General features: G+C 69.5%; 15 protein-coding genes. 9 read left to right on the top strand and 6 right to left on the bottom strand.

Going from position 1 to position 22,005, the window contains the following annotated elements; all coding sequences use genetic code 11:
* Positions 1–97: 97 nt before the first annotated feature.
* The 4 genes from WS87_RS12065 to WS87_RS12050 all read left to right on the top strand — a co-directional run bounded on the left by WS87_RS12065 (position 98) and on the right by WS87_RS12050 (position 2,608).
* Entirely contained in the window at positions 98–526 is a 429-nt protein-coding gene (locus tag WS87_RS12065) for a hypothetical protein (RefSeq protein ID WP_059523609.1), read from the top strand.
* Between the two features lie 91 nt (positions 527–617).
* The gene (locus WS87_RS12060) at positions 618–1,073 is read left to right on the top strand and encodes an Rrf2 family transcriptional regulator (RefSeq protein ID WP_059815889.1); all 456 of its coding nucleotides are present in this window, start codon (positions 618–620) and stop codon (positions 1,071–1,073) included.
* 137 nt (positions 1,074–1,210) lie between these two features.
* Complete coding sequence (locus WS87_RS12055; RefSeq protein ID WP_059815887.1) at positions 1,211–1,852, top strand: NAD(P)-dependent oxidoreductase; 642 nt, start codon at positions 1,211–1,213, stop codon at positions 1,850–1,852.
* 285 nt (positions 1,853–2,137) lie between these two features.
* Positions 2,138–2,608, top strand: coding sequence for an Lrp/AsnC family transcriptional regulator (locus WS87_RS12050; protein ID WP_006754321.1), 471 nt, complete (start codon positions 2,138–2,140; stop codon positions 2,606–2,608).
* A gap of 80 nt (positions 2,609–2,688) precedes the next feature.
* Here WS87_RS12050 and WS87_RS12045 read toward each other — a convergent pair whose 3' ends face one another.
* The 3 genes from WS87_RS12045 to WS87_RS12035 are packed head-to-tail and all read right to left on the bottom strand — an operon-like array spanning position 2,689 to position 6,176.
* Positions 2,689–3,462, bottom strand: coding sequence for an ABC transporter ATP-binding protein (locus tag WS87_RS12045; RefSeq protein WP_059815884.1), 774 nt, complete (start codon positions 3,460–3,462; stop codon positions 2,689–2,691).
* A 4-nt stretch (positions 3,463–3,466) separates the two neighbouring features.
* Entirely contained in the window at positions 3,467–5,143 is a 1,677-nt protein-coding gene (locus WS87_RS12040) for an ABC transporter permease (RefSeq protein WP_059815881.1), read from the bottom strand.
* Positions 5,133–6,176, bottom strand: a complete 1,044-nt coding sequence (locus WS87_RS12035) for a Fe(3+) ABC transporter substrate-binding protein (RefSeq protein ID WP_059815878.1) — start codon at positions 6,174–6,176, stop codon at positions 5,133–5,135. Before WS87_RS12035 ends, WS87_RS12040 begins: the two co-directional genes overlap by 11 nt.
* Positions 6,177–6,418: 242 nt before the next feature.
* Between WS87_RS12035 and WS87_RS33965 the strand changes: the two genes are divergently transcribed.
* Positions 6,419–6,580, top strand: coding sequence for a hypothetical protein (locus WS87_RS33965; protein WP_006476417.1), 162 nt, complete (start codon positions 6,419–6,421; stop codon positions 6,578–6,580).
* Positions 6,581–6,739: 159 nt separating this feature from the next.
* Here the strand turns inward: WS87_RS33965 and WS87_RS12025 are convergent, their stop codons facing one another.
* Entirely contained in the window at positions 6,740–8,107 is a 1,368-nt protein-coding gene (locus WS87_RS12025) for an amino acid permease (protein ID WP_059815875.1), read from the bottom strand.
* A 297-nt stretch (positions 8,108–8,404) separates the two neighbouring features.
* Positions 8,405–10,696 carry an FUSC family protein gene (locus WS87_RS12020; RefSeq protein WP_059815872.1) on the bottom strand — a complete coding sequence of 764 codons (2,292 nt, stop codon included), beginning with the start codon at positions 10,694–10,696 and terminating at the stop codon, positions 8,405–8,407.
* A gap of 181 nt (positions 10,697–10,877) precedes the next feature.
* Here WS87_RS12020 and recC point away from each other — a divergent pair, with 181 nt between their 5' ends.
* From recC to arfB, 4 genes are read left to right on the top strand one after another with little or no spacing between them, the layout of a single operon-like run.
* The gene (recC, locus tag WS87_RS12015) at positions 10,878–14,216 is read left to right on the top strand and encodes an exodeoxyribonuclease V subunit gamma (RefSeq protein ID WP_059815870.1); all 3,339 of its coding nucleotides are present in this window, start codon (positions 10,878–10,880) and stop codon (positions 14,214–14,216) included.
* The gene (gene recB / locus WS87_RS12010) at positions 14,213–17,917 is read left to right on the top strand and encodes an exodeoxyribonuclease V subunit beta (protein WP_059815868.1); all 3,705 of its coding nucleotides are present in this window, start codon (positions 14,213–14,215) and stop codon (positions 17,915–17,917) included. Before recC ends, recB begins: the two co-directional genes overlap by 4 nt.
* Positions 17,914–20,202 carry an AAA family ATPase gene (locus WS87_RS12005; protein WP_059815865.1) on the top strand — a complete coding sequence of 763 codons (2,289 nt, stop codon included), beginning with the start codon at positions 17,914–17,916 and terminating at the stop codon, positions 20,200–20,202. Before recB ends, WS87_RS12005 begins: the two co-directional genes overlap by 4 nt.
* Positions 20,199–20,603 (top strand): alternative ribosome rescue aminoacyl-tRNA hydrolase ArfB, encoded by a 405-nt coding sequence (gene arfB / locus WS87_RS12000; protein WP_044848015.1) that lies wholly within the window; start codon positions 20,199–20,201, stop codon positions 20,601–20,603. Before WS87_RS12005 ends, arfB begins: the two co-directional genes overlap by 4 nt.
* Positions 20,604–20,658: 55 nt before the next feature.
* Here the strand turns inward: arfB and WS87_RS11995 are convergent, their stop codons facing one another.
* On the bottom strand, positions 20,659–21,939 hold the full coding sequence (locus tag WS87_RS11995; protein WP_059815862.1) for an EAL domain-containing protein: 1,281 nt from the start codon (positions 21,937–21,939) through the stop codon (positions 20,659–20,661).
* Between the last annotated feature and the right edge of the window lie 66 nt (positions 21,940–22,005).

Here is a 22,005-nt window from a genome sequence, read left to right as displayed (position 1 = left end):
TTTTAATCACCAGTCGTCATTGGCCCTGTTCCACAGGCGGTATCATCGACGCTGGTCCAACCATTCAGGCCGTGCGGCGCACGGCCGGAGATCGCTGATGAAGATGAAGACTTGGCTGGCGCGTCGCGTGCCCGGGTCCGTGCTGGCGGCCGCGGCCGTCGGTGCGGCGCTGTTGCTCGCAGGCTGCGAGAAGTCCGGCACGCCGGCCACGCAACCCGATACGGCCGCCAGCGCGGCCGCCGATGCCGCGAACAACGCGGCCAAGGCGCTCGACCAGGTGGCGAGCACCGTCAACCAGCAGATCAATGCCGCGAAGGCCGGCATCGCGAGCGCGGCCTCGGCCGTGCCGCCGCTGTCCGCGAGCGGCCTCGCGTCCGCCGCGCAGGCGCAGATCGATGCGGCCGCGTCCGCCGTCGTCGCACACGCGGCATCGGAAGCGGGCGCGAAGATGGCGGAGGCCGGCAAGAAGCTCCAGCAGTGGAGTCAGCAGAACGCATCGGGTGCGAAGCCGGCCAGCGGCGAGTAAGCGCCCCTTGCGGAATGCGTGAAATGTAACTATAGTGCGTACACATTGTCGCCGGCTGCCGTTCGGGCCGGCGTCACCGAGTGAGTGAGGAATGAATACCAGCAGCCGGTTCGCGTTTGCCGTTCATGTGCTTGCCTTGCTGTCGATGCAGGAAGGTGCGCCGCTGTCGTCCGACATCATCGCGGGTAGCGTGAACACGAATCCGGCGCTGATTCGCCGTCTGCTGTCGATGCTGGCGGCCGCGGGGCTGACCACGTCGCAGCTCGGCGCGGGCGGCGGCGCGCTGCTGGCGCGCGAGCCCGCCGAGATCATGCTGCTCGACGTGTATCGCGCGGTCGACGATGCGCAGCTGTTCGCGCTGCATCGCGAGGCGCCGAATCCCGCGTGTCTCGTCGGGCGGCACATCCAGGGCGTGCTGATCGACTATATCGGCGACGCGCAGCGCGCGATGGAAGCATCGCTTGCCACGCGCACGCTTGCGGACGTCGCGGCCGACGTGCTCGAATCGGAGCAGCGCCGCCGGCCGGCGGGAAGCACCGGCGGGTGATGGCGAGCAACGGCTGATGCAGGGCAGGAGGCCGGGTGACGCGTACGCGCGGCGACCGGCACGACGGAGTGTTGCTCCGTTTTTTTTCGATCTTATGTGTAATCAACGTAGTTACTTTTTACTTCTGGAGAATCGACATGACGCAACGTACCTTGAACATCGCACTGTTCGGCGCCACCGGGATGATCGGCTCGCGCATCGCCGCGGAAGCCGTGCGCCGCGGCCATCGCGTGACCGCGCTGTCACGCCATCCGGGCGCGGCCGGCGACGGCATCACCGCGAAGGCGGCCGACCTGTTCGATGCGGCCAGCATCGCGGCCGCGCTGCCGGGCCACGACGTCGTCGCGAGCGCGTATAGCCAGAAGCAGGACGAACCCGCGAAGATCGCCGCCGCGGCGAAGGCGCTGGTGGAAAGCACGCGCCAGGCGGGCCTGAAGCGGCTCGTGGTGGTGGGGGGCGCCGGTTCGCTCGAGGTCGCGCCGGGCAAGCAACTGGTCGACACCGAAGGTTTCCCGGACGCGTACAAGGCAGTCGCGCTCGCGCATCGCGATGCGCTCGATTATCTGAAAACGGTCGGCGATCTCGACTGGACGTTCTTCGCGCCGGCAGCCCTGATCGCGCCGGGCGAGCGCACGGGCACGTTCCGCACGGGCACGGGCAAGCTGATCGTGGACGCAGCGGGCAACAGCAGGATCTCGGCGGAAGACTACGCGGTCGCGTTCGTCGATGCGCTCGAGCAACACAGCTTCGTGCGCGAGATCGCAACGGTCGCGTATTGAGCGATCCCACGGCAAGGCGGCGCGCAGGTGCCGCATTCGCCGCGAGCGGCCAGCCGGCTGCGCAGCCGCAATGACTTCAGGCGATTCCACCCGTCGAGGTGGAATCGCCTGTTTCGTCTGGTGTGTCGATGATCGATGGGCCGCTGCGCGCGGGATCGCGCGTGACGCGGATGCTTCCCGGCCTGATTGGTATTTATCCCGGTCGACGCCGCGCGGCGGTTTCCATATTGTTCCCCGTCATGTAGGATGCATAGAAAAAATTTCTATCTACGAGGGACCGGGTAAATGGATGCCATCGATCGCAAACTGCTTGAGCTGTTGCAAGCAGATGCCACATTGCCGATCGCGGAACTCGCGCAGCGCGTGAATTTGTCGCAGACACCCTGCTGGAAGCGCGTGCAGCGGCTCAAGGAAACCGGCGCGATCCGCGCGCAGGTCGCGCTGTGCGATCCGCGCAAGCTCGGTGTCGGCACGACTGTGTTCGTCGCGATCCGCACGAACCAGCACACCGAGGAGTGGGCGCAGCGCTTCACGCAGGCCGTGCGCGACATGCCGGAAGTCGTCGAGGTCTACCGGATGAGCGGCGAGACCGACTATCTGCTGCGGGTCGTGGTGGCCGGCATCGACGATTACGATCGCGTGTACAAGCAACTGATCCGCGCGGTGCCGCTGTTCGACGTGAGTTCGTCGTTCGCGATGGAGCAGATCAAGTATTCGACCGCGCTGCCGGTGCGCGATCTGTCCGAGCCGGCATAGCGCGCGGGGCGGCAACGGACCGCGTCGGTGAGCAGGGGCGTTACGTGTGCGCGCCGCCGATACGTGCCGTTATCGCCCGGTCAGCGGCCGCGCGACAGCGCGCGTGCGCGTTCGTCCGCGAGCGCGTCGCGGCGCACGAATTCCGCGACGAACGAGCTGGCCGGATGGTGGTGCAGCGCGTACGGCGTGTCCCATTGCGCGAGCCGGCCGTCCTTCATCACGCCGATCCGGTCGGCGATCGCGAACGCTTCCGCCTGGTTGTGCGTGACGAGGATCGCGGTGTGACCCGTGCGCTTCAGGATGTCGCGCAGCTCGAACGCGAGCCGCTCGCGCGTATCGACGTCGAGATTCGAGAACGGCTCGTCGAGCAGCAGCAGCTCGGGCGACGGCGCGAGCGCGCGGGCGAGGGCGACCCGCTGCTGCTGGCCGCCCGACAGTTCGTGCGGATACGCGCTGCCGGAAGCGGCGAGGCCGACGAGCTCGAGCATGTCCGCGACGCGCGCGCGCCGTTCGGCCTTCGGCATGCGCCGCAGGCCGAACGCGACGTTGTCGGCCGCACTCAGGTGCGGGAACAGCGCGTAGTCCTGGAACATCATCCCGATACGTCGCCGTTCGGGCGGCACGTCGAGCGACGGCGCCGCGACGGGCGTGCCGTCCAGCACGATGCGTCCCATGCGCACGGGCTCGAAGCCCGCGATCGCGCGCAGCACGGTGGTCTTGCCGCAGCCCGATGCGCCGAGCAGGCAGCCGATGTCGCCGCGCGGCAGCGCGAGGCTCAGCCCGTCGACCACCGTGCGGCGGCCGTGCGGCGTGTCGTAGGCGACGCAGAGGTCGTCGAGTTCGAGCAGGTTCACGGTGTCAGGCTCCGATCTTGTGACGGGTGCGCGCGAGCAGGATCACGGGCACGAGCCCGGCCAGCACGATCGCGAGCGCGGCGACCGCGCCTTCCTCATAGGTGCCGCGCGCGGCCTCCGCATACAGCCAGGTCGCGAGCGTGTCGAAATTCAGCGGGCGCAGCAGCAGCGTCGCCGGCAGCTCCTTCATCGCGTCGACGAAGACGAGCAGTGCGCTCGTCGTGAGCGCGGGCCGCAGCAGCGGCAGGTGCACGCGGCGCAGCGTGCCGCCGGCCGTCTCGCCGAGCGAGCGCGCCGCGTGTTCGAGCGACGGCGGTATGCGCGCGAGGCCGGCTTCGATGCTGCCGGCCGAGATCGCGAGAAAGCGTACGGTGTACGCGATCACGAGCGCGGCCGCCGACCCCATCAGCAGCAGCCCGTCACGGCCGAGCGCCGCGCCGAGCAGCCGATCGGCCGCCGCGAACGGGATCAGCAGGCCGATCGCGAGCACGGTGCCCGGCACCGCGTAGCCGAGGCTCGCGATTCGCGCGCACACGCGGGCCGGGCCCGCGCGCGCGCTGTCGCGCTGCGCGCGCGCCGCCCACGCGACGACGAGCCCGCATGCGAGCGTCGCGACGGTTGCGGCGGCGGCGATCGTCAGCGTGTTCGCGAGCCCGGTGATCAATTGCGCGGATACGCCGCCGACGAGATGCAGCCGCTTGCCGGTCTCGACCGCGAGGTACGCGGCCGGCGCGCCGAAGCCGAGCAGCACCGGCAGCCAGCCGAGCGCGGCGGCGCTCCACGCGGCCGCGCCCGTCAGCTTGCGCGGTGCGACCGGCCGCATGCGCCGGCCGTGCGCGTAGCGCTGGCGGCGGCGCCCGTAGCGTTCGAGCGCGATCATGCCGACGACGATCGCGAGCATCGCGAGCGCGATCTGCGCGGCGCCGGCGAGATCGGAGCGCGTGATCCACGTCGTGTAGACCGACACGGTCAGCGTCTGCACGCCGAGGAATTCCGATGCGCCGATGTCGTTCAGCGTTTCGAGCAGCGCAAGGCTCACGCCGACCGCGATCGCGGGCCGCGCGAGCGGCACGACGACGCGCCAGAACGTCGCGATGCGTCCCGCGCCGAGCGTGCGCGCGGCTTCGAGCAGACTCGCGGACTGCGTGACGAACATCGCGCGCGTGCTCAGGTACACGTACGGATACAGCACGAAACCGAGCACGAAGATCGCACCGGGCAGCGAGCGCAGGTCGGGCAGACGGAACTGGCGCGGGCTGTCGAAGCCGAGCAGCCAGCGGATCGCGCCCTGCACGGGGCCGATCGGATGGAGCAGGTCGAGATAGGCGAACGCGACGATATAGGTGGGCACCGCGAGCGGCAGCAGCAGCGCCCAGGTCAGCATCCGGCGGCCGGGAAAGTCGTACGCGGTGACGAGCCACGCGCAGCCGGTGCCGACCACCGTGACGATCGCGCCGACGCCCGCGAGCAACAGCAGCGTGTTGACGAGCGCCTGCGGCAGCACGAATTCGGCGAGATGCTTCCAGTGCGCGAGATCGGCGCCGAACGCGGCGGCGACCAGCACCGCGAGCGGCGCCGCGACCGCCGCGGCGATCGCGACGGCCGCGCCCAGCCAGAGGCCGCCCGCGCGCGAACGGAGCGGCCGGCGGCGCGCGCGGACGAACGTTGTGTCAGTTGTCAAAGCCGACCTTGTCGACGAGCTGGCTGGCCGCCTTGCGGTGCTTCGCGATGTCGGTCAGCGGCAGCGGGTCGACCTTCAGCGTGCCGAAGCTCGCGATCACCGGATCGAGCTTCACGTTCGCGCGCACCGGATATTCGTAGTTCGCCTGCGCATACAGCGCCTGCGCTTCCGGCGACACGAGGTACTCGAGCAGCTTCACCGCGTTGGCCTTGTGCGGCGCGTGCTTCGCGACCGTCGCGCCGCTGATGTTCACGTGCGTGCCACCGCTCTTCGCGTTCGCGAACGTCGGCCGCACGACCTTGATCGCGTCGCCCCACTTGCGCGCATCAGTGCCCGGCTCCGCGTTCTTCATGTGACCGACGTAGTACGCGTTGGCAAGACCGACGTCGCAGATGCCGCCGAGAATGTCGCGCGCGACGTCGCGGTCGCCGCCCGTCGCCTTGCGGGCGAGGTTCGCCTTCACGCCCCGCAGCCACTTTTCGGTCGCGGCTTCGCCGTCGTGCGCGATCATCGCCGCGACGAGTGCCGTGTTGTACGGATGCTGCCCCGAGCGGATGCAGACCTTGCCCTTCCATTTCGGGTCGGCGAGATCCTCGTAGCGGAACGCGTCGACCTTCAGGTCTTTCTCCACGTACAGCACGCGATCGCGCAGCGACAGCGCGTACCAGTCGCCTTGCGCGCCGCGCAGGTTCGCGGGAATCGCATCGTCGAGCACCTTCGAGTGCACCGGCTGCGCGAGGCCGCCGTCGACGAGGTCGAGGAGGTTGCCGATGTCGACCGTCATCAGCACGTCGGCGGGCGACTGCGCGCCTTCCGCCTTCACGCGCTCGAGCAGGCCGTCCTTCACGAACACCGTGTTGACCTTGACGCCGCTTTGTTTCGTGAACGCGTCGATCAGCGGCTGGATCAGCTTCGGTTCGCGGGTGGTGTACAGGCTCACTTCCTCGGCCGCGTGGGCCAGTGGCGCGAATGCGGCGGCGGCAAGGGCGAGGGCGCCGGCGAGCGGCAGCAGGCGGGTGCGCGGATTCGACATGGAGACTCCGATGAGGCAGGCGGACGAAGAAGCGTTCCGGGGCGTGCCTGCCGCCCGAGCAACCCGAAACATTACAAAGCGAAAGATTTCGGATTCTAGATCGAAATGGGAATGATTATCAAATGAAAGGTGTCGGAAAGCGGGGAGGAAGATGGGAGGGAGGTGTGCTACCGGGGCGTCGCAGCGCAGGCGCAAGCGCGTAGAATGCCCGCTTCAACGAAATCGACGGAGCCGTACCGACCATGAACGATCAGCGCAAGAAGAACCCTGTCCGCAACGTGAGCATCCTGATCGTCGTGGCCGTGCTGCTCGTGATCGGGACGATCCTGTATAACGCGATCTCGCAGAAGCACGCGTACGACGAGGCCCATCCGGCCGAGGCCGCGAGCGCCGCGTCGCACTGACTCCGGCGCGGATGCGCATGATCGCTGCACGGCCCGGTCGGGCCGCCAGCGATGCGCAGGAACGGCAGGAAGAGTGGAAGCGGTGGGCGGCGCGAGGCGTCGCGCCGCGATAGATGCGGGCGCCGAAGCCCGCGCGCCGCGTGGAAGGTCAGTCGTGCGTCAACGTGACGCAGGCGCAAATTTCGGGCGGATTCGTGCGTAGAACACGAGCGCGAGCAGCGCGAGCCATGCCGCGCCGACGTAAAGCGCGACGCGCGTATCTTCGAACCAGCCGAGCATCACGATCACGAAAGCCATGAACGCGATCGTCAGCGCGGGTGCGACGGGCCACAGCGGCACCTTGAACTTCAGCGCCGCGACCTCCGTGCTCGACAGGCGGCGGCGCATCGCGACCTGCGACAGCAGGATCATCAGCCACACCCACACGGTCGCGAACGTCGCGATCGCCGCGACCACCAGGAACACGTCCTTCGGCATCAGGTAGTTGAGCAGCACGCCGATCAGCAGCGCACCGGCCATCACGAGCACCGTGACCCATGGCACGCCGTGCCGCGACGTCGCCATCAGCACGCGCGGCGCCTGGCCCTGCCGCGCCATCCCGAACATCATCCGGCCCGCGCCGAAGATATCGCTGTTGATCGCCGAGATCGCCGCGCTGATCACCACGAGGTTGAGAATGGTCGCGGCCGACTTCACGCCGAGCGCCGAGAAGATCTGCACGAACGGGCTGCCGTCGCTGCCGACGCCCGTCCACGGGCTGATCGACATCAGCACGACCATCGTCAGCACATAGAACAACAGGATGCGCGCGGGCACCGCGTTGATCGCGCGCGGAATCACGCGCTCAGGATCCTTCGCCTCGCCGGCGCTCATCCCGATCACCTCGATGCCGCCGTACGCGAAGATCACGACCGACAGCGATGCGATCAACCCGCCGATCCCGTTCGGGAAGAAGCCGCCATGGTTCCACAGGTTCGCGAATGTCGGCACGTCGGCCGAATGGCCGAAATGCATGCCGGTCAGCAGGATCGCGACGCCGCCGCCGATCATCGCGACGATCGCGCCGACCTTGATGATCGACAGCCAGAACTCGAGCTCGCCGAACACCTTCACATGGCACAGGTTCAGCCCGCAGATGATCGCGACGACGCCGAGCACCCAGATCCATTGAGGGACATCCGGAAACCAGAAGCCCATATAGATGCCGAATGCCGTGATGTCGGCGATCGCGACGATCACCATTTCGAGCGTGTAGGTCCAGCCGGTGACGAAGCCCGCGAACGGGCCGAGGTTTTCGGTTGCGTAGTGGCCGAACGAGCCGGCGACGGGCTCGCGCACGGCCATCTCGCCGAGCGCGCGCATCACCATGTAGACAGCCGCGCCGCCCAGGATATAGGCCAGGATTACCGCCGGGCCCGCGAGCTGGATCGCGGACGCCGAGCCGTAGAACAGGCCGGTGCCGATCGCCGAGCCCAGCGCGAGAAAGCGGATGTGCCGCGCGCTCAGATGGCGCTGCAAGTTCTTCATCGAGTCTCCGATATCGTTATGCGACGGACCGGGCGAACGGGGCCGGCCCGGTTGGTTCAAGTTGTATATACAACTTGAAGATGTCGGAATGATAACAAGCCGGAGCCAGCGACCGGAATCGGGTATTCCCTGACTGGCGCAACCGGTGTAATCGGAGGTGGGGCCGTCGCGCGGCGGACGCGTGGGCCGTATGGGGCGTGCGGGTCATGCTTCGGGAGGGAGTTGCGGGAGCGGGGAGCGCTGCCGGCCGGCCGGCTTGCGTGCGCGGGCGGCCGGCGGCGGAACGACGTCAGGGCCTCATGCGGGCAGGCGGATGACGCTCGCGTCCTTGCGAATCAGCAGCGACGACGCGAGCATCTGCTTGCACTGGTGCGCGAGCACCTTCAGGTCGTGCGTGAGCTCGGCGCCCACCGCGTCGGATTTTTCCGCGGACACGACCATTGCGTCGAGGTCGCGGGTGATCTGCTTCGTCGTGTCGAGCTGGTCGGCCGGCGGCGGCTCGCCGGCTTCCGCCTTCTCGAGGTTCTCGAGCACGGCGGACAGGCCGCGGCGCAACGCATCGTCGTGGACGATGTTCTCGTCGGCCGCGCACGCGCTGCGGATCAGCGGCGCGGCGGCTGTGATCTGGGCACCGAGCACGTGCGTCTGCACGAGCAGGTCGTTCAGCTCCGGCACGAAGCGCTGGTGCGCCTTCGGCTCGATCATCATTCGCTGGAACGCCTGGCCGAGGTTCGCGAACGCGATGTGCACGTCCTTGCGCGCGAGGCGGTAGCGGTAGTCGTCGTCGAGGGCGGTGGCCGGCGTCTCGATCGCCGCGGCGACGACCGGCACGACCGCCGCGCCGTCGGCGGCCGGCACGGGCGGCGGCGACACGCCGCGCCCGGCGCGCCACACGGCCTCGAAATACTTGCGGGTCGAGGTCAGCATGTCGGTGACGAGCTTGCCCATCAGCCGGTATTCCCAGTACGGGAACAGGCGGCTCGCTGCGATCGCGATCATGCAGCCGACCACGGTGTCGATCGCGCGCTCGCCGATGATCCGCATGCTGCCCGGCGCGAGCAGGTGGAACATCAGCAGCACGTAAGACGACGTGAACACGACGCTCGCCGCGTAGTTGAACAGCAGCAGGCTGTAGCTCATCACCATCGACCCGAACATGATCGCGATCAGCAGGTGCGGCTCCTTGACCGTGTAGATCAGCGCAATGCTCGCCGCGCAGCCGATCAACGTGCCGACGATACGCTGCGCGTTGCGCTGCTTGGTGAGCGAGTAGCCGGGCTTCAGGATGATGATGGTCGTCATCACGATCCAGTAGGCGTTCGTGAGCGGCAGCAGCCGGCCGAGCCAGAAGCCGACCGCGACCGCGATCGTCACGCGCAGTGCGTGGCGAAAGCTCGGCGAGCGCATGTTCAGGTTGGAGAAGATCAGCAGCGGCGACATCCGGCGCCGCTGCAGGAAGCGCGTGAGCGCCTTGTCGATCTTCAGTTCGGTCTGCTGCGGGTCGGCATGGCCCGACAGGTTGCGGCGCATCCGGTCGATCAGGCGCGTCGCGCTCCAGATGCGCCGGAACGTCGCGAGCACGGCTGCGTAGGCTTCCGCGTTGGTGGCGGGGAAGTTCTTCTTGCGCATCAGCTCGATCTCGTACTCGATCGCGCGCAGTTCGGCCTTGACGCTGATTCGCGAATGCGGCGCGCGATTCTCGAGCACGGCGAGGCCGATTTCCTCGAGGTCGCGGGCCGCCTTGCGGATCAGGTCGCGGTAGAAAATGATCAGGTCGGAGCCGCCGAACGTGTTGCGCACGAGCGGGTAGTCGGTGTGCGCGCCGACGAACAGCTCGTGCAGGTCGACGCTGTTGATGAACAGGTTGTACATCGTCGTACGGCCGGGGTCGAGCTTGCCGCGGCGCAGCTTCGGCAGGTTGCGCAGCACGATGTCGCGCGCGGTTTCCTGCGTTTCGACCGCGGCGATCTGCTTCGCGACGAGATTGCGATAGCACTCGTCGAGATCGGCATCGAGATCGTAGAACTGCGCACGCGCGAGCAGGTAGTCGGCGCACGCGAACAGGCTTTCGGCGAGCGCCTGCTGTTCGATCCGGCGCGCCTGCCATTGCGACACGAGCGTCGCCCAGTACGTGTACCAGAGGCCGCCCGCGAGAATCCAGCCGGCATTGACGAACGCTTGCAGCGGCGTGAACTTCTCCTCGAGAGTCATCACCATCATGAACAGCGTCGCGAAGCTGATCTGCGGCCAGCGGTTGCCGTAGACGACGATCAGCGACAGCACGAACGTGAGCGGCACGATCGTCAGCCACAACGCGAAGATGTTCGGCGTGGCGAGGCCGGTCGCGAGCGCGGCCAGGAAGCCGATCACGCTGCACGCGAGCATTTCGTTGTGCTTGTACTTCAGCGGGCCCGGCATGTCGACGACGCACGCGCCGAGCGCGCCGGTCGAGATCGTGAAGCCGAGCTCCCGGTTGTGAAACACGATCAGGCACAGCACGGCCGGCAGCGATACGCCGACCGCGATCCGCAGGCCGCCGAAAAAGTACTGGCTGTAGAAAAACTTTCTGATTTCGACCGAATAGCGCATCGATGGGCTGAATGACAGACGAAGACGCCAGGGGCGGCGTATTGACTGGCGACGAGTCTATCGTATTTCGTGGTCCGCAAAACCTGGCCTTTCGGACGAGGTTCGCCGCGACGGTCCTTTTGCTATCCTTGGTGCTCCCGTTCGCACGGCCTGGCCGGCGCGAGGCTCCGACACCCGCTTCATGCTCCATCTCTTCTATTCGAACCGTCACGAAACGTTGGCCGACGCGCTGCTCGACGACCTGGCCGCGTTTCCGGCCCGCAACGGCCCGTGGGCGCCGCAACAGGTCATCGTGCCGAGCGCGGCGCTGCGCCGCCGTCTGGAACTCGACATCGCTGTGCGCCACGGCGTGTGCGCGAACGTCGAGTTTACGTATCTCGCGCAATGGCTGTGGGCGCAGATCGGCCGCGTGCTGACGGTGCCCGCCCGCTCGCCGTTCGCACCGGACCGCCTCGTGTGGCGCTGCTACCGGCTGTTCGCGCAGGGCGCGAGCGGCGCGCCGTGGCTCGCGTCGCCGCGGCTGGCTGCGTATCTGTCCGCGTCCGACGACGCGATGCGCTACGAGCTCGCACAGCGCGTCGCGGCCGTGCTCGATCATTACCTGACCTATCGGCCCGAATGGCTGGCCGCATGGCAGGCCGGCGAGTCGGTGCTCGCGGGCGACGTCGCGCCGCGCGGAATCACCGATGCCGCACGCGACGACGAGCACTGGCAGGCGGCGCTGTGGCGCGTGCTGCTTGCGGAGCTGAGCGACAGCGGCACGCCGCCCGCGCATCGCTTCCTCGTGGAGGCGCGCAACCTCGATCCCGAAACCGTCGCGCGTGCCGACTGGCCGGAATCGGTCAGCGTGTTCGCGCTGCCGACGATGCCGCCGCTGCACGTCGCGCTGCTGCGCGAGCTGTCGCGCTGGATCGACGTGCGCGTCTATGCGCTCAATCCGTGCCGAGAATTCTGGTTCGACATCGTCACCGCCGCGCATGCCGAGGCGCTCGACGCGGCCGGCCGGCTGGACTATCAGGAAGTCGGCCATCCGCTGCTCGCGGAGTGGGGCCGGCAGACGCAGGCGCAGCTGCACATGCTGCACGAACTGACTGAAAGCGCCGCGTCGGGCGATGCGTCGCGTTTCGTCGGGAATCCCGCGCCGACCTGGCTCGCGCGCGTGCAGAATGCGATCCTCGACCTGCAACCGGAGGCGGAGCTCGGCGAAGCGCCGGCCGAGCGCGGGATCGAGGTGCACGTATGCCACAGCCTCGCGCGCCAGCTCGAGGTGCTGCATGACCGCCTGCTCGCGTGGTTCGATGCGGACGCGACGCTGCAGCCGTCCGATGTGCTCGTGGCGGTCGCCGATCTCGCGGCGGCCGGGCCACTGATCGATGCCGTGTTCGGCACCGCGGGCGCCGGCGGCGCGCGCGTGCCTTACCGGATCACCGGCCTGCCGCCGTCGCAGGCGAACCCGGTCGCGCGCGTGCTGCTCGAATGGCTCGCGTTGCCGGAACGGCAGGTCGGCGCGCCCGAGTTGGTCGAATGGCTGCGCGTCGACGCGGTTGCGGCCCGTTACGGCATCGACGCAACCGCGCTCGAGACGGTTCAGACCTGGCTCGCAGCCGCCGGCGCGCGGCGTGGGCTGTCGCCGACGGTGAGCGACGATGCGGCGGTGCCTGCGCCGCGCCATACGTTTTCCGATGCGCTCGCGCGCCTCTTCCTCGGCTATGCGATGCCCGAGGGCGCGGCACCGGTCGGCGCGTGGCTGCCGATCGAGGCGGCAACCGGCAGCGAGGCCGAACTGCTCGGCCGGCTCGCGCGCTTCACGGACGATCTCGACGGCTTCTCGCGACGGCTCGCCGACGCGCACACGCCACGCGCATGGAGCGAACTGTTCGCCGACACGCTTGCGCGGTTCTTCGACTCCGGTGCCGCGTATGCCGATGCGCTCTCGGGCGTGCGCGACGCACTCGACGCGATGCTGGCCGCGATGACGGAAGGCGCGCCCGACGAAGCCTTGCCCGCGGCCGTCGTACGCGCGGGGCTGGCAGCCGCGCTCGACGATCCGGCGCGCGGCGGGGTGCCGTGGGGCGGCGTCACGTTCTCGTCGCTGACGAGCCTGCGCGGGCTGCCATACCGCGTCGTGTGCCTGCTCGGCATGGACGACGGCGTGCTGCCGAGCCTCGCGCGCGCGGACGAGTTCGACCTGATGGCCGTGTTGCCGAAGCTCGGCGACCGGCAGCGTCGCGACGACGAACGCAACCTGTTCCTCGACCTGCTGCTCGCCGCGCGCGACCGGCTGCTGATTGCCTATACGGGGCGCAGCATTCGCGATAACGCGCCGTTGCCGCCCGCGGCGCTCGTCGACGAACTGCTCGACCATCTCGCGCTCGTCACGGCCGGCGAGGATGCCACACCGGACGCGGTCGATGCCGCGCGGCGCGCGTTCATCGTCGAACATCCGCTGCAACCGTTCGCGGCCGAGTATTTCCGGCCCGGCAGCGAACTGGCGTCGTACGACGCCGAGCGCGCGACGCTGGCGTCGCTGCTGGCAGCCGAAGCCGCGCGCGACGCGATGCGCGAGCAGCCGTTCTTCGCGCAGCCGCTGCCGGCCGAGCCGGTCGAACCTGTCGCGTTCAGCGAATTCGAACGGTTCTGGCGGCATCCGGCCCGCGCGCTGCTGCGTGCGCGGCTCGGCATCGTGCTGTCCGACGCGCAGGCCGAACTGCTCGACACGGAGCCGTTCGCACTCGACTTCGCGGGCAGCGACGCGCTCGCCGAGCGCGTGCTGCCGCTCCTGATCGAATCGGACGAAGGCGGCGTGCACGATCATGCGCTGCGCATCGCGGACGCCAGCCCGGAACTACCGGGCGGCGCGACGGGCGCGGTCTGGCGCGACCAGGCGCTCGGCTCGATGACGCAGCTTGCGTCGAACGTGCGGCGTGCGCTGGCCGACGGCATGGAACGGCGGCCGTTCACGCTCGCGATCGCGCCTGCCTGGCCCGACACCGAACAGGCGTTGTTCGGTGCCGATGACGCGATGCTGTCGAGCGATGCGGTGAGTGCGCCGCTCGAACTGCACGGCACGCTGAACCGGCTGACGCCGGCAGGCCAGATCATCTATCGCTATGCACGGCCGAGCGCGCGCGACTACCTGTCCGCGTGGCTCGCGCACCTCGTCTACTGCGCGGTGGAGCCCGACGGTCCGCGCCGCACGCTGTGGTTCGGCAGCGGCGGCGCGTTCGAACTCACGCCGGTCGCGGCACCGCTCGAGCGCCTCGCGCCGCTCGCCGCGCTGTTTCGCGCGGGGCGGCGCATGCCGCTGCGGTTCTTCCCGCGCAGCGCGTGGGCGCGCATTTCCGACGGCGAGGCGAAGGCGGCGAGCGTCTGGATCAACGAGCGCGTGGTGAGCGAAGCCGACGATCCGGCGATCGCGATCGCATGGCGCGGTGCGCATCCTTCGCTCGACGAACCGTTCGGCACACTCGCGCGGCTCGTGTTCGAGCCGATGCTGGAGCATCTGAAGGAGGCCGCATGAGCGCCGCATCCCAGCCGCAGGCGGCGCTCGAACTCGATGTGTTCGCGTGTCCGCTCGACGGCGTCAACCAGATCGAGGCGTCGGCCGGTACCGGCAAGACGTGGAATATTTGCGCGCTTTACGTGCGCCTGCTGCTGGAGAAGGATCTCGGCGCGGATGAAATCCTCGTCGTGACCTTCACGAAGGCGGCGACGGCCGAGCTGCACGAGCGGATCCGCGGGCGGCTGGCGCAACTCGCGCATGCGCTCGATACCGGCGACGACGGCGGCGATCCGTTCGTCGCGCGCCTGCTCGAGACGACGCTCGGCGAAGCCGGCGCGCTCGACCCCGAGACCGCCGCGAAGCGGATCCGGCGCGCGCTGCGCGCATTCGACCAGGCGGCGATCCACACGATCCACGCGTTCTGCCAGCGTGCGCTGCAGGAAGCGCCGTTCGCGGCTGCGATGCCGTTCGCGTTCGAGATGCAGGCCGACGATGCAGCGCTGCGCTTCGAGCTCGCGGCGGACTTCTGGCGTACGCGCGTCGAACCGATGGCCGCGCGCTGGCCCGGCTTCGCGACGTGGCTCGTCGATTCGGGCGCGGGCCCGGCCGCGCTCGACGCCCAGCTCGCGCGGCGGCTGAAGAAGCCGCTCGCCGCGCTACGCTGGGACGGCGTCGTCGAACCGGACGCATCGGCGGAGGCCGCTGCCGTCGAATGCTTCGCGGAGGCCGCGCGGATGTGGGACGACGAGCGGGATGCGATCGACGCGCTGCTGCGCGCCGCGCAGCCCGTGCTCAATCAGCGTTCGCACAAGCCCGACGCCGTCGCCGATGCGCTCGGCGCGTGGTCCGCGCATTTCGCGCAAGGCAACTCCGCCGCCGCGCTGCCGAAGGCGGCGCTCAAGCTCACACGCACGGCGCTCGCGAAGGCGACGAAAAAGGGTGGCGCGACCCCCGAACACCCATTCTTCGACGTCGCCGACGCGCTCGAAGCGGCGGTGGCCGCCGCCGAGGCCGCGCAGCGCGCGCGCTGGCTCGCGCTGGTCGCCGACTGGCTCGACACCGCGCCGGGCGAGCTGGCCGAACGCAAGCGTACGCGCCGCGTCGTGTCGTTCGACGATCTGCTCGCGAACCTCTATCACGCGCTGCATGCGCATCCGTGGCTCGCCGAGACGCTGCGCGCGCGCTATCCGGCCGCGCTGATCGACGAATTCCAGGATACGGACCCGCTGCAGTTCGCGATCTTCGACCGGATCTTCGCACCGGGCGGGCCGCTCTTTCTCGTCGGCGATCCGAAGCAGGCGATTTACAGCTTCCGCGCGGCGGATCTGCATACGTATCTCGCCGCGCGGGCAAGCGCGAGCGCGTGCTATACGCTCGCGGTCAACCAGCGTTCGACGCCGGCGATCGTCGATGCGTGCAACCGCTTCTTCATGTCGAACCCGCGCGCGTTCGTGCTCGACGGGCTCGACTATTACGCGGTGCGCGCCGGCACGCGCGTGCGTGCACCGTTCGTCGACGGCGCCGACCCGGCCCCGGGCGGCGATTTCCGGATCTGGGCGCTGCCGGGCGGCGACGGCACGCTGCTCAAGCGCGACGCGCAGGCACAGGCCGCCCAGGCGTGCGCGGCCGAGATTGCCCGGCTGATGCGCGGCGCGCGCGAAGGACATGTGCGGCTCGGCGATACGCCGCTGTCGCCGGGCGACATCGCGGTGCTGGTGCAGACGCACCGGCAGGGGAGTCTCGTGAAGCGCGTGCTTGCCACGTGGGGCATCGGCAGCGTCGAGCTCGCGCAGGCGTCCGTGTTTTCGACCGGCGATGCGGAGCAGCTCGAGCGCGTGCTCGCGGCGATCGATGCGCCGGGCGACCTGCGGCGCTTGCGCGCGGCGCTGGCCGCCGACTGGTTCGGCCTCGATGCCGGGGCGTTGTGGCGGATGGAGCAGGGCGACGGCGATGTGTCGCGCGCAGCGGCCGACAGCGCGGACGCGATGAGCTGGGTCGAGCGCTTCTCGCGCTATCGGCTGTTGTGGCGCGAACGCGGCTTCGCGGTGATGTGGCGCACGTTCACGCGCGAGCTGCGGATCGCCGAGCGGCTGATGGCCGGCGCGGACGGCGAACGCCGCGTGACCGACATCAACCATCTGGCCGAACTGACGCAGGCGCGCGCGTCCGCGCAGCCGGGCATCGCGCCGACGCTGCGCTGGCTCGCCGCGCAACGGCTCGACGGCGGCGGCGAGGAAGCGCAGCTGCGTCTCGAGTCCGATCGCAACCTCGTGCAGATCGTGACCGTGCACAAGTCGAAGGGCCTCGAATACGCGGTCGTGTTCTGTCCGTTCCTGAACGACGGCGGGCTGCGCGAGCCGCCCGCGTCGGGGCTGCCCGACGCGCGCGAGTATCACGACGATGCGGGCGACGCCGTGCTGCATTACGGGTGCGACGACGAAGCCGCCGAGCATGCCGCGCGCCAGGCGCTGCGCGAGCAGGCGGCGGAACGCGCGCGGCTCGTCTACGTGGCGCTCACGCGCGCGGTCTATCGGTGCTATCTCGTCGCCGGGCCTTATCTGTCGTCGCGCTCGACCCGCGAGGCGCGGCGCAGCGTGCTGAACTGGCTCGTGGCCGGGGCCGGCCAGTCGTTCGACGCGTGGCTTGACGAGCCGCCCGACGAAGCGGTGCTCGATGCTGCGTGGCAAGCGCTCGCCGGTGGGCCCGTGAGCGTTGCACCGTTGCCGGTGCCGGCGCGCCGTGAGCGGCTGGCTGCCGGCCACGATGCATCGCAGACGCTCGCCGCCCGCCATGCGACGCGCGTGCTGCGCGACGCGTGGCGGATGGCGAGCTTCAGTTCGCTGACCGCGTCGATGGCGCGCGAGGAGGCGGGCGTCGCGGTCGTGCCGGACGACGAGCTGCGGCCCGATCACGATGCGCTTGCCGCCGTCGCGCCGGACGGCGCGCTTGCCGTGGACGACACCGTCGCGGTCGAGCCGCCGGACGACGACATCCTCGTGTTTCCGCGCGGCGCGGCAGCGGGCGAGTGTCTGCACCGCCTGTTCGAACTCAGTCGGTTCACCGAGCCCGATTCATGGCACCAGGCGGCGCTCGGCGCGCTGCATGACCGGCCAGTCGAGGCCGAGCCCGAACTCGCGACGCGCCTGCCCGCGATGATGGCGCGGCTCGTCGACGATGTCGTGCGCACGGAGCTCGTGCCGGGCATGCGGCTTGCGGATCTCGATCCCGCCAAGCGGCTCGACGAAATGGGTTTCCTGTTCCCGGCGCCGTCGCTCGAGCTGGGCGCGCTGCGCCGGCTGCTGGTCGCACACGGCTATCCGGACGTTGCGCTGGACGCTGGCGTGCTCGCCGGTTTCATCAAGGGTTTCATCGACATGATCGTCGAACACGACGGCCGCTTCTGGATCGTCGACTGGAAGTCGAACCATCTCGGCAATACGCCGGACGCTTACGGCCCGCGCGCGCTCGACGTCGCGATGGCCGATCATGCCTATCACCTGCAGGCGCTGCTCTATACGGTTGCGCTGCATCGCTATTTGCGCGGGCGGCTGCCCGACTATGACTACGACACGCATATCGCGGGCTATCTGTACCTGTTCGTGCGTGGCGTGCGGCCGGACTGGCGCAGTGCCGGCGAACCGGCCGGCGTGCATGCGCGGCGGCCCGCGCGCGAACTCGTCGACGCGCTCGACCGGATGATGGAAGGGGGCCGCGCATGAACGTGTCCGACGATACGCTTGAATTCACCGGCGGCCTCGTCGCGCGCCTGCCCGAGCCGGCTGATTTCGGCATCGCGCTCGCGGAAGGGTTCGCGCGACGCATCGGCGACCTGTCGCGCCGTGCGGGTGCGCCGGCCGCGGCCGCGCGCTGGGCGGCGCGTGCCGCGTTCGCGACGAGCCGGGCGACCGCGGGCGGCCACGTATGCGTGTCGCTCGGCGCGCTCGCGCAGCGCTACGAGGAACCGGTCGACGACGTGCGCGCGGCGCTTGCAGCAAGCGGCGTGGTGGCGTTCAGCACGCTCGCGCGCGGCGACGAGCGGCCGCTGATCGTCGACCGGCACGACCATCTGTATCTGTCGCGCTATTTCGACTACGAACGGCGGCTCGCCGATGCGCTCGTCGCGCAGGCCGGCGTCGCCGCGCCGGGCGACGTGCTGTCGCCCGACCGGTTGCGCGACAGTCTCGCGCGTTACTTCGGGCCCGCGACGGGCGAAGTGGACTGGCAGCGCGTCGCGGCGATCGTTGCGCTGACAGGACGCGTGACGATCGTCAGCGGCGGCCCCGGCACCGGCAAGACGACGACCGTCGTCGGCGTGCTGGCTTGTCTGCTCGACGCGCATCCGGGGCTGCGCATCGCGCTGGCGGCGCCGACCGGCAAGGCCGCGCAGCGGATGCAGGAAGCGCTGCACGCACGGGCGGGCGACCTGCCGCCGGAACTTGCCGCGCGCCTGCCCGACACGTCGTACACGTTGCATCGCCTGCTCGGCGGCGGCGGGGCGGCGGGCTTTCGCCATCATCGCGACAATCCGTTGCCGTACGACCTGATCGTGGTCGACGAGGCGTCGATGATCGACGTCGCGCTCGCCGCGCATCTGCTCGATGCGCTCGCGCCGGGTGCACGGCTCGTGCTGCTCGGCGACAAGGATCAGCTTGCCGCGGTCGAAGCCGGCGCCGTGTTCGCCGAACTCAGCGCACGGCCGACGTTCACCGCCGCTGCGCGCACGCGCATCGCGGATGCGCTCGGGATCGACGAAGCGGCTTTCGTCGCGGCCTTGCCGGTGCCGGACGGCGAAGTGGCGGGGGCGGTTGCTGTTGCGGCTCAAGCCCCGGCCCCGGCTTCCGCGCCATTGTCGGCGAGCGCGGCGCGCAAGCCGCCCGCACGGCGCAACGTGGATACGCGACAGGCGTCGCTGTTCGATGACGACCCGCAGGACGAAGCGGTTTCCCCGGCTGACGCGGTGCCGCTGGCCGCTCCGTCGTCACCTGCACCGACAGACTTCGCTAGCGCATCCGCGGCCACCGATCCTGCATGGATCGAGGCCGACGAACTCACATGGCTCGACGCCGTCGAGCTCACGCCGCTCGATCAGGCCCACGCGGGAGGTTCGGCAACACGGGTGTCGACTGTTGCAACGGTGGCCGACGACATCGCCGCCGCGTCGCCCGCACCGCTCGCAGACTGCGTCGTGTGGCTCGAACGCAATTACCGTTTCGGTCTCGATTCGCCGATCGGCCGCCTGTCGCTCGCGATCCGCCGCGGCGACGTGCAGGGCGCGCTCGACGCGCTGCCGGCCGACGTGGCCGCTGCCGCGTCGTTTCACGACGACGCGGGCGAGACGCTTGCGGCGTCGACGGTCGAGCGGCTCGCGCGCCGGTTCGGCGCGTACCTCGATGCGTTGCGCATCGCGTTGTCCGGGCCGGAGCCCGATCCGCTGCCGTTGTTCGATGCGCTCAACCGCTTCCGGATCCTGTGCGCGACGCGCACGGGATCGCGCGGCGCCGAGCACGTCAATGCGCTGGTGGCCACGCACGTGCGGCATGCCGCACGCGTGCCGCTCGCGGTCGGCGCACACTGGTTCACCGGGCGCCCGATCATGGTGACGCGCAACGACTATGCGCTCGGGCTGTTCAACGGCGACATCGGCATCGCGTTGCCGGACGCGCAGGGCGTGCTGCGCGTATGGTTCCGCCGCGCGGACGGCACCGCGCGCGCCGTGTCGCCCGCGGCGCTGCCGCCGCATGAAACGGCGTTCGCGCTGACCGTCCACAAGTCGCAGGGCTCCGAATTCGACGAGGCCGCGCTCGTGCTGCCGGCATCGTTCGGCCGTGTGCTCACGCGCGAACTCGTCTACACCGCGGTCACGCGTGCGCGCACGCGCGTGCAGGTGATTGGCCCGCGGCGCGTGCTGGCGCAGGCGGTCGCGACACGTACGCAACGCGATTCGGGCCTGGCGGCCCGCGTCGACGAGGCGCTCGCGCGGCGCCGCAAGGAGACGTCGCGATGATGATCCGCTACACGCTCGATCCGGCCGAAGTCGAATGGACCGCCGTGCGCGCGCAGGGCGCCGGCGGCCAGAACGTCAACAAGGTGTCGAGCGCGATTCATCTGCGTTTCGACATCCGCGCGTCGTCGCTGCCGCCCGTCATCAAGGAACGGCTTCTCGCGCTGTCCGACCAGCGCATCACGCGCGACGGCATCGTCGTGATCAAGTCGCAGGAATACCGCACCCAGGAGAAAAATCGCGAGGCAGCACTCGCGCGGCTCGATGCGTTGATCGGCAGCGTCGCGTTCACGCCGCGTGCGCGGGTCGCGACACGGCCGACACGCGCATCGAAGGAGCGGCGGCTCGAACACAAGTCGCGCCGCAGCGTGGTGAAGTCCGGAAGAGGGAAGGTGATCGACTGATGAAACGAATCGCCGGCCGGCCTGCATGGCGGGCGGCGTCGTGCCGCCGTATGCGCTACCGCATCACGGTGCCCGCGCTGTCGAGCACGAAGTCGACGCAGAACACGACGAGACGGTTTTGCGCGCGAATCGCGACGGCTGCCGTGTAGCAATCGCGGCCTTCGGTCAGCGAGAAGTGCGGGCCCATGAGCGCGACGCGCCCCGGCGCCGCGATCGCGCGCTGGAAGTACGGGCGCCGCGACCAGTTGCTGTGCGTCTCCGGGAACAGCGGCGAGAGTCGCGTGCCGCTCGTCTGGCCGTCCTCGGGACGCGCGCCGATCGACGGCAGGAACTGTTCGCCGATCTCGTCCGTGACGAACACCCGGCGTGCGGCCGGCACCACGAATACGCGCTGCGCGGCGTCCTGCAGGCTGCCGCTCGCGGAAAACGCGGCCGCGCCGGCGAGCACGAGCCGCTCGATCGCGTCGAAGCCCGGCTGCTCGGCGATCGCCGGCGTATGCCGGTGGGCGATGTAGCGTTGCCACGCGGCGTCGAGCATCGCGGGCGCCGCGGCGCTCGCGTGCGCGATCGATGCGTCGGGCTGGCCGAACTGGAAACCCTGGACGAAATCGATATCGGCCTCCATCAGCGTCTGCAGCGCGTCGTCGCTTTCGACACCCTCGGCGAGCACCATCGCGCCGGCCTGATGGAGCATCGATACCAGGTGATGCATGATGCGGCGATCGTCGGCCGACGCGTTCGCGCGTTCGACGAGCGATCGATCGAGCTTGACGATATCGGGCCGTGCGCGCCACACGCGGTCGAAATTGGAGAACCCGGTGCCGAAATCGTCGATCGCGATCAGGAAGTCCCGGTGCTGGATCATGTCGATCGTGCGGGCGAGCGCGGCTTCATCGCGCGCCGGCTGCTCGACGACTTCCAGCACGATGCGGTTCGGCGGCAGCGCGAAATGACGGCACAGCGCCTCGACGAATTCGCGCTGCACGAGGCCGGAATCGAGCACGCGCGGCGTCACGTTCAGGAACAGCCAGCCGTCGCCGATGCCTTGCGCGACGAAATTGGCCGTATGCAGGCAGCGGGCGAGCCGGTCGAGCAGCAACGCGTCGGCAGCGGCACGCGTCCTGTCGAATAGCGCGACCGGCGAAACCAGCGCGCCGTTCTCGTCCACGACGCGCAGCAGCGCTTCGTAGCCGACCACGCGCTTGTGCGTGATCGACAGCACCGGTTGAAACACGCTGCGCAGCGTCGTCTCGCGATACGTTGCGATCCAGCCGCTGGGCGTCGGCGTGAGGCGTTCGAGCAGGGAGTCGAGCGAGAGGTCGCGGGAGGGCTTCATGTCAACGGTGCCCTGGGGCGATCGGGGGGCGGTATCGTGCGCGCCACGCAGAAGCCGTCGCACGCG

Source organism: Burkholderia sp. MSMB0856 (assembly GCF_001524645.2).
Lineage (GTDB): Bacteria > Pseudomonadota > Gammaproteobacteria > Burkholderiales > Burkholderiaceae > Burkholderia > Burkholderia diffusa.
Note: the sequence above shows the minus strand (reverse complement) of the source record. Positions and strands in the feature narration are given on the sequence as shown.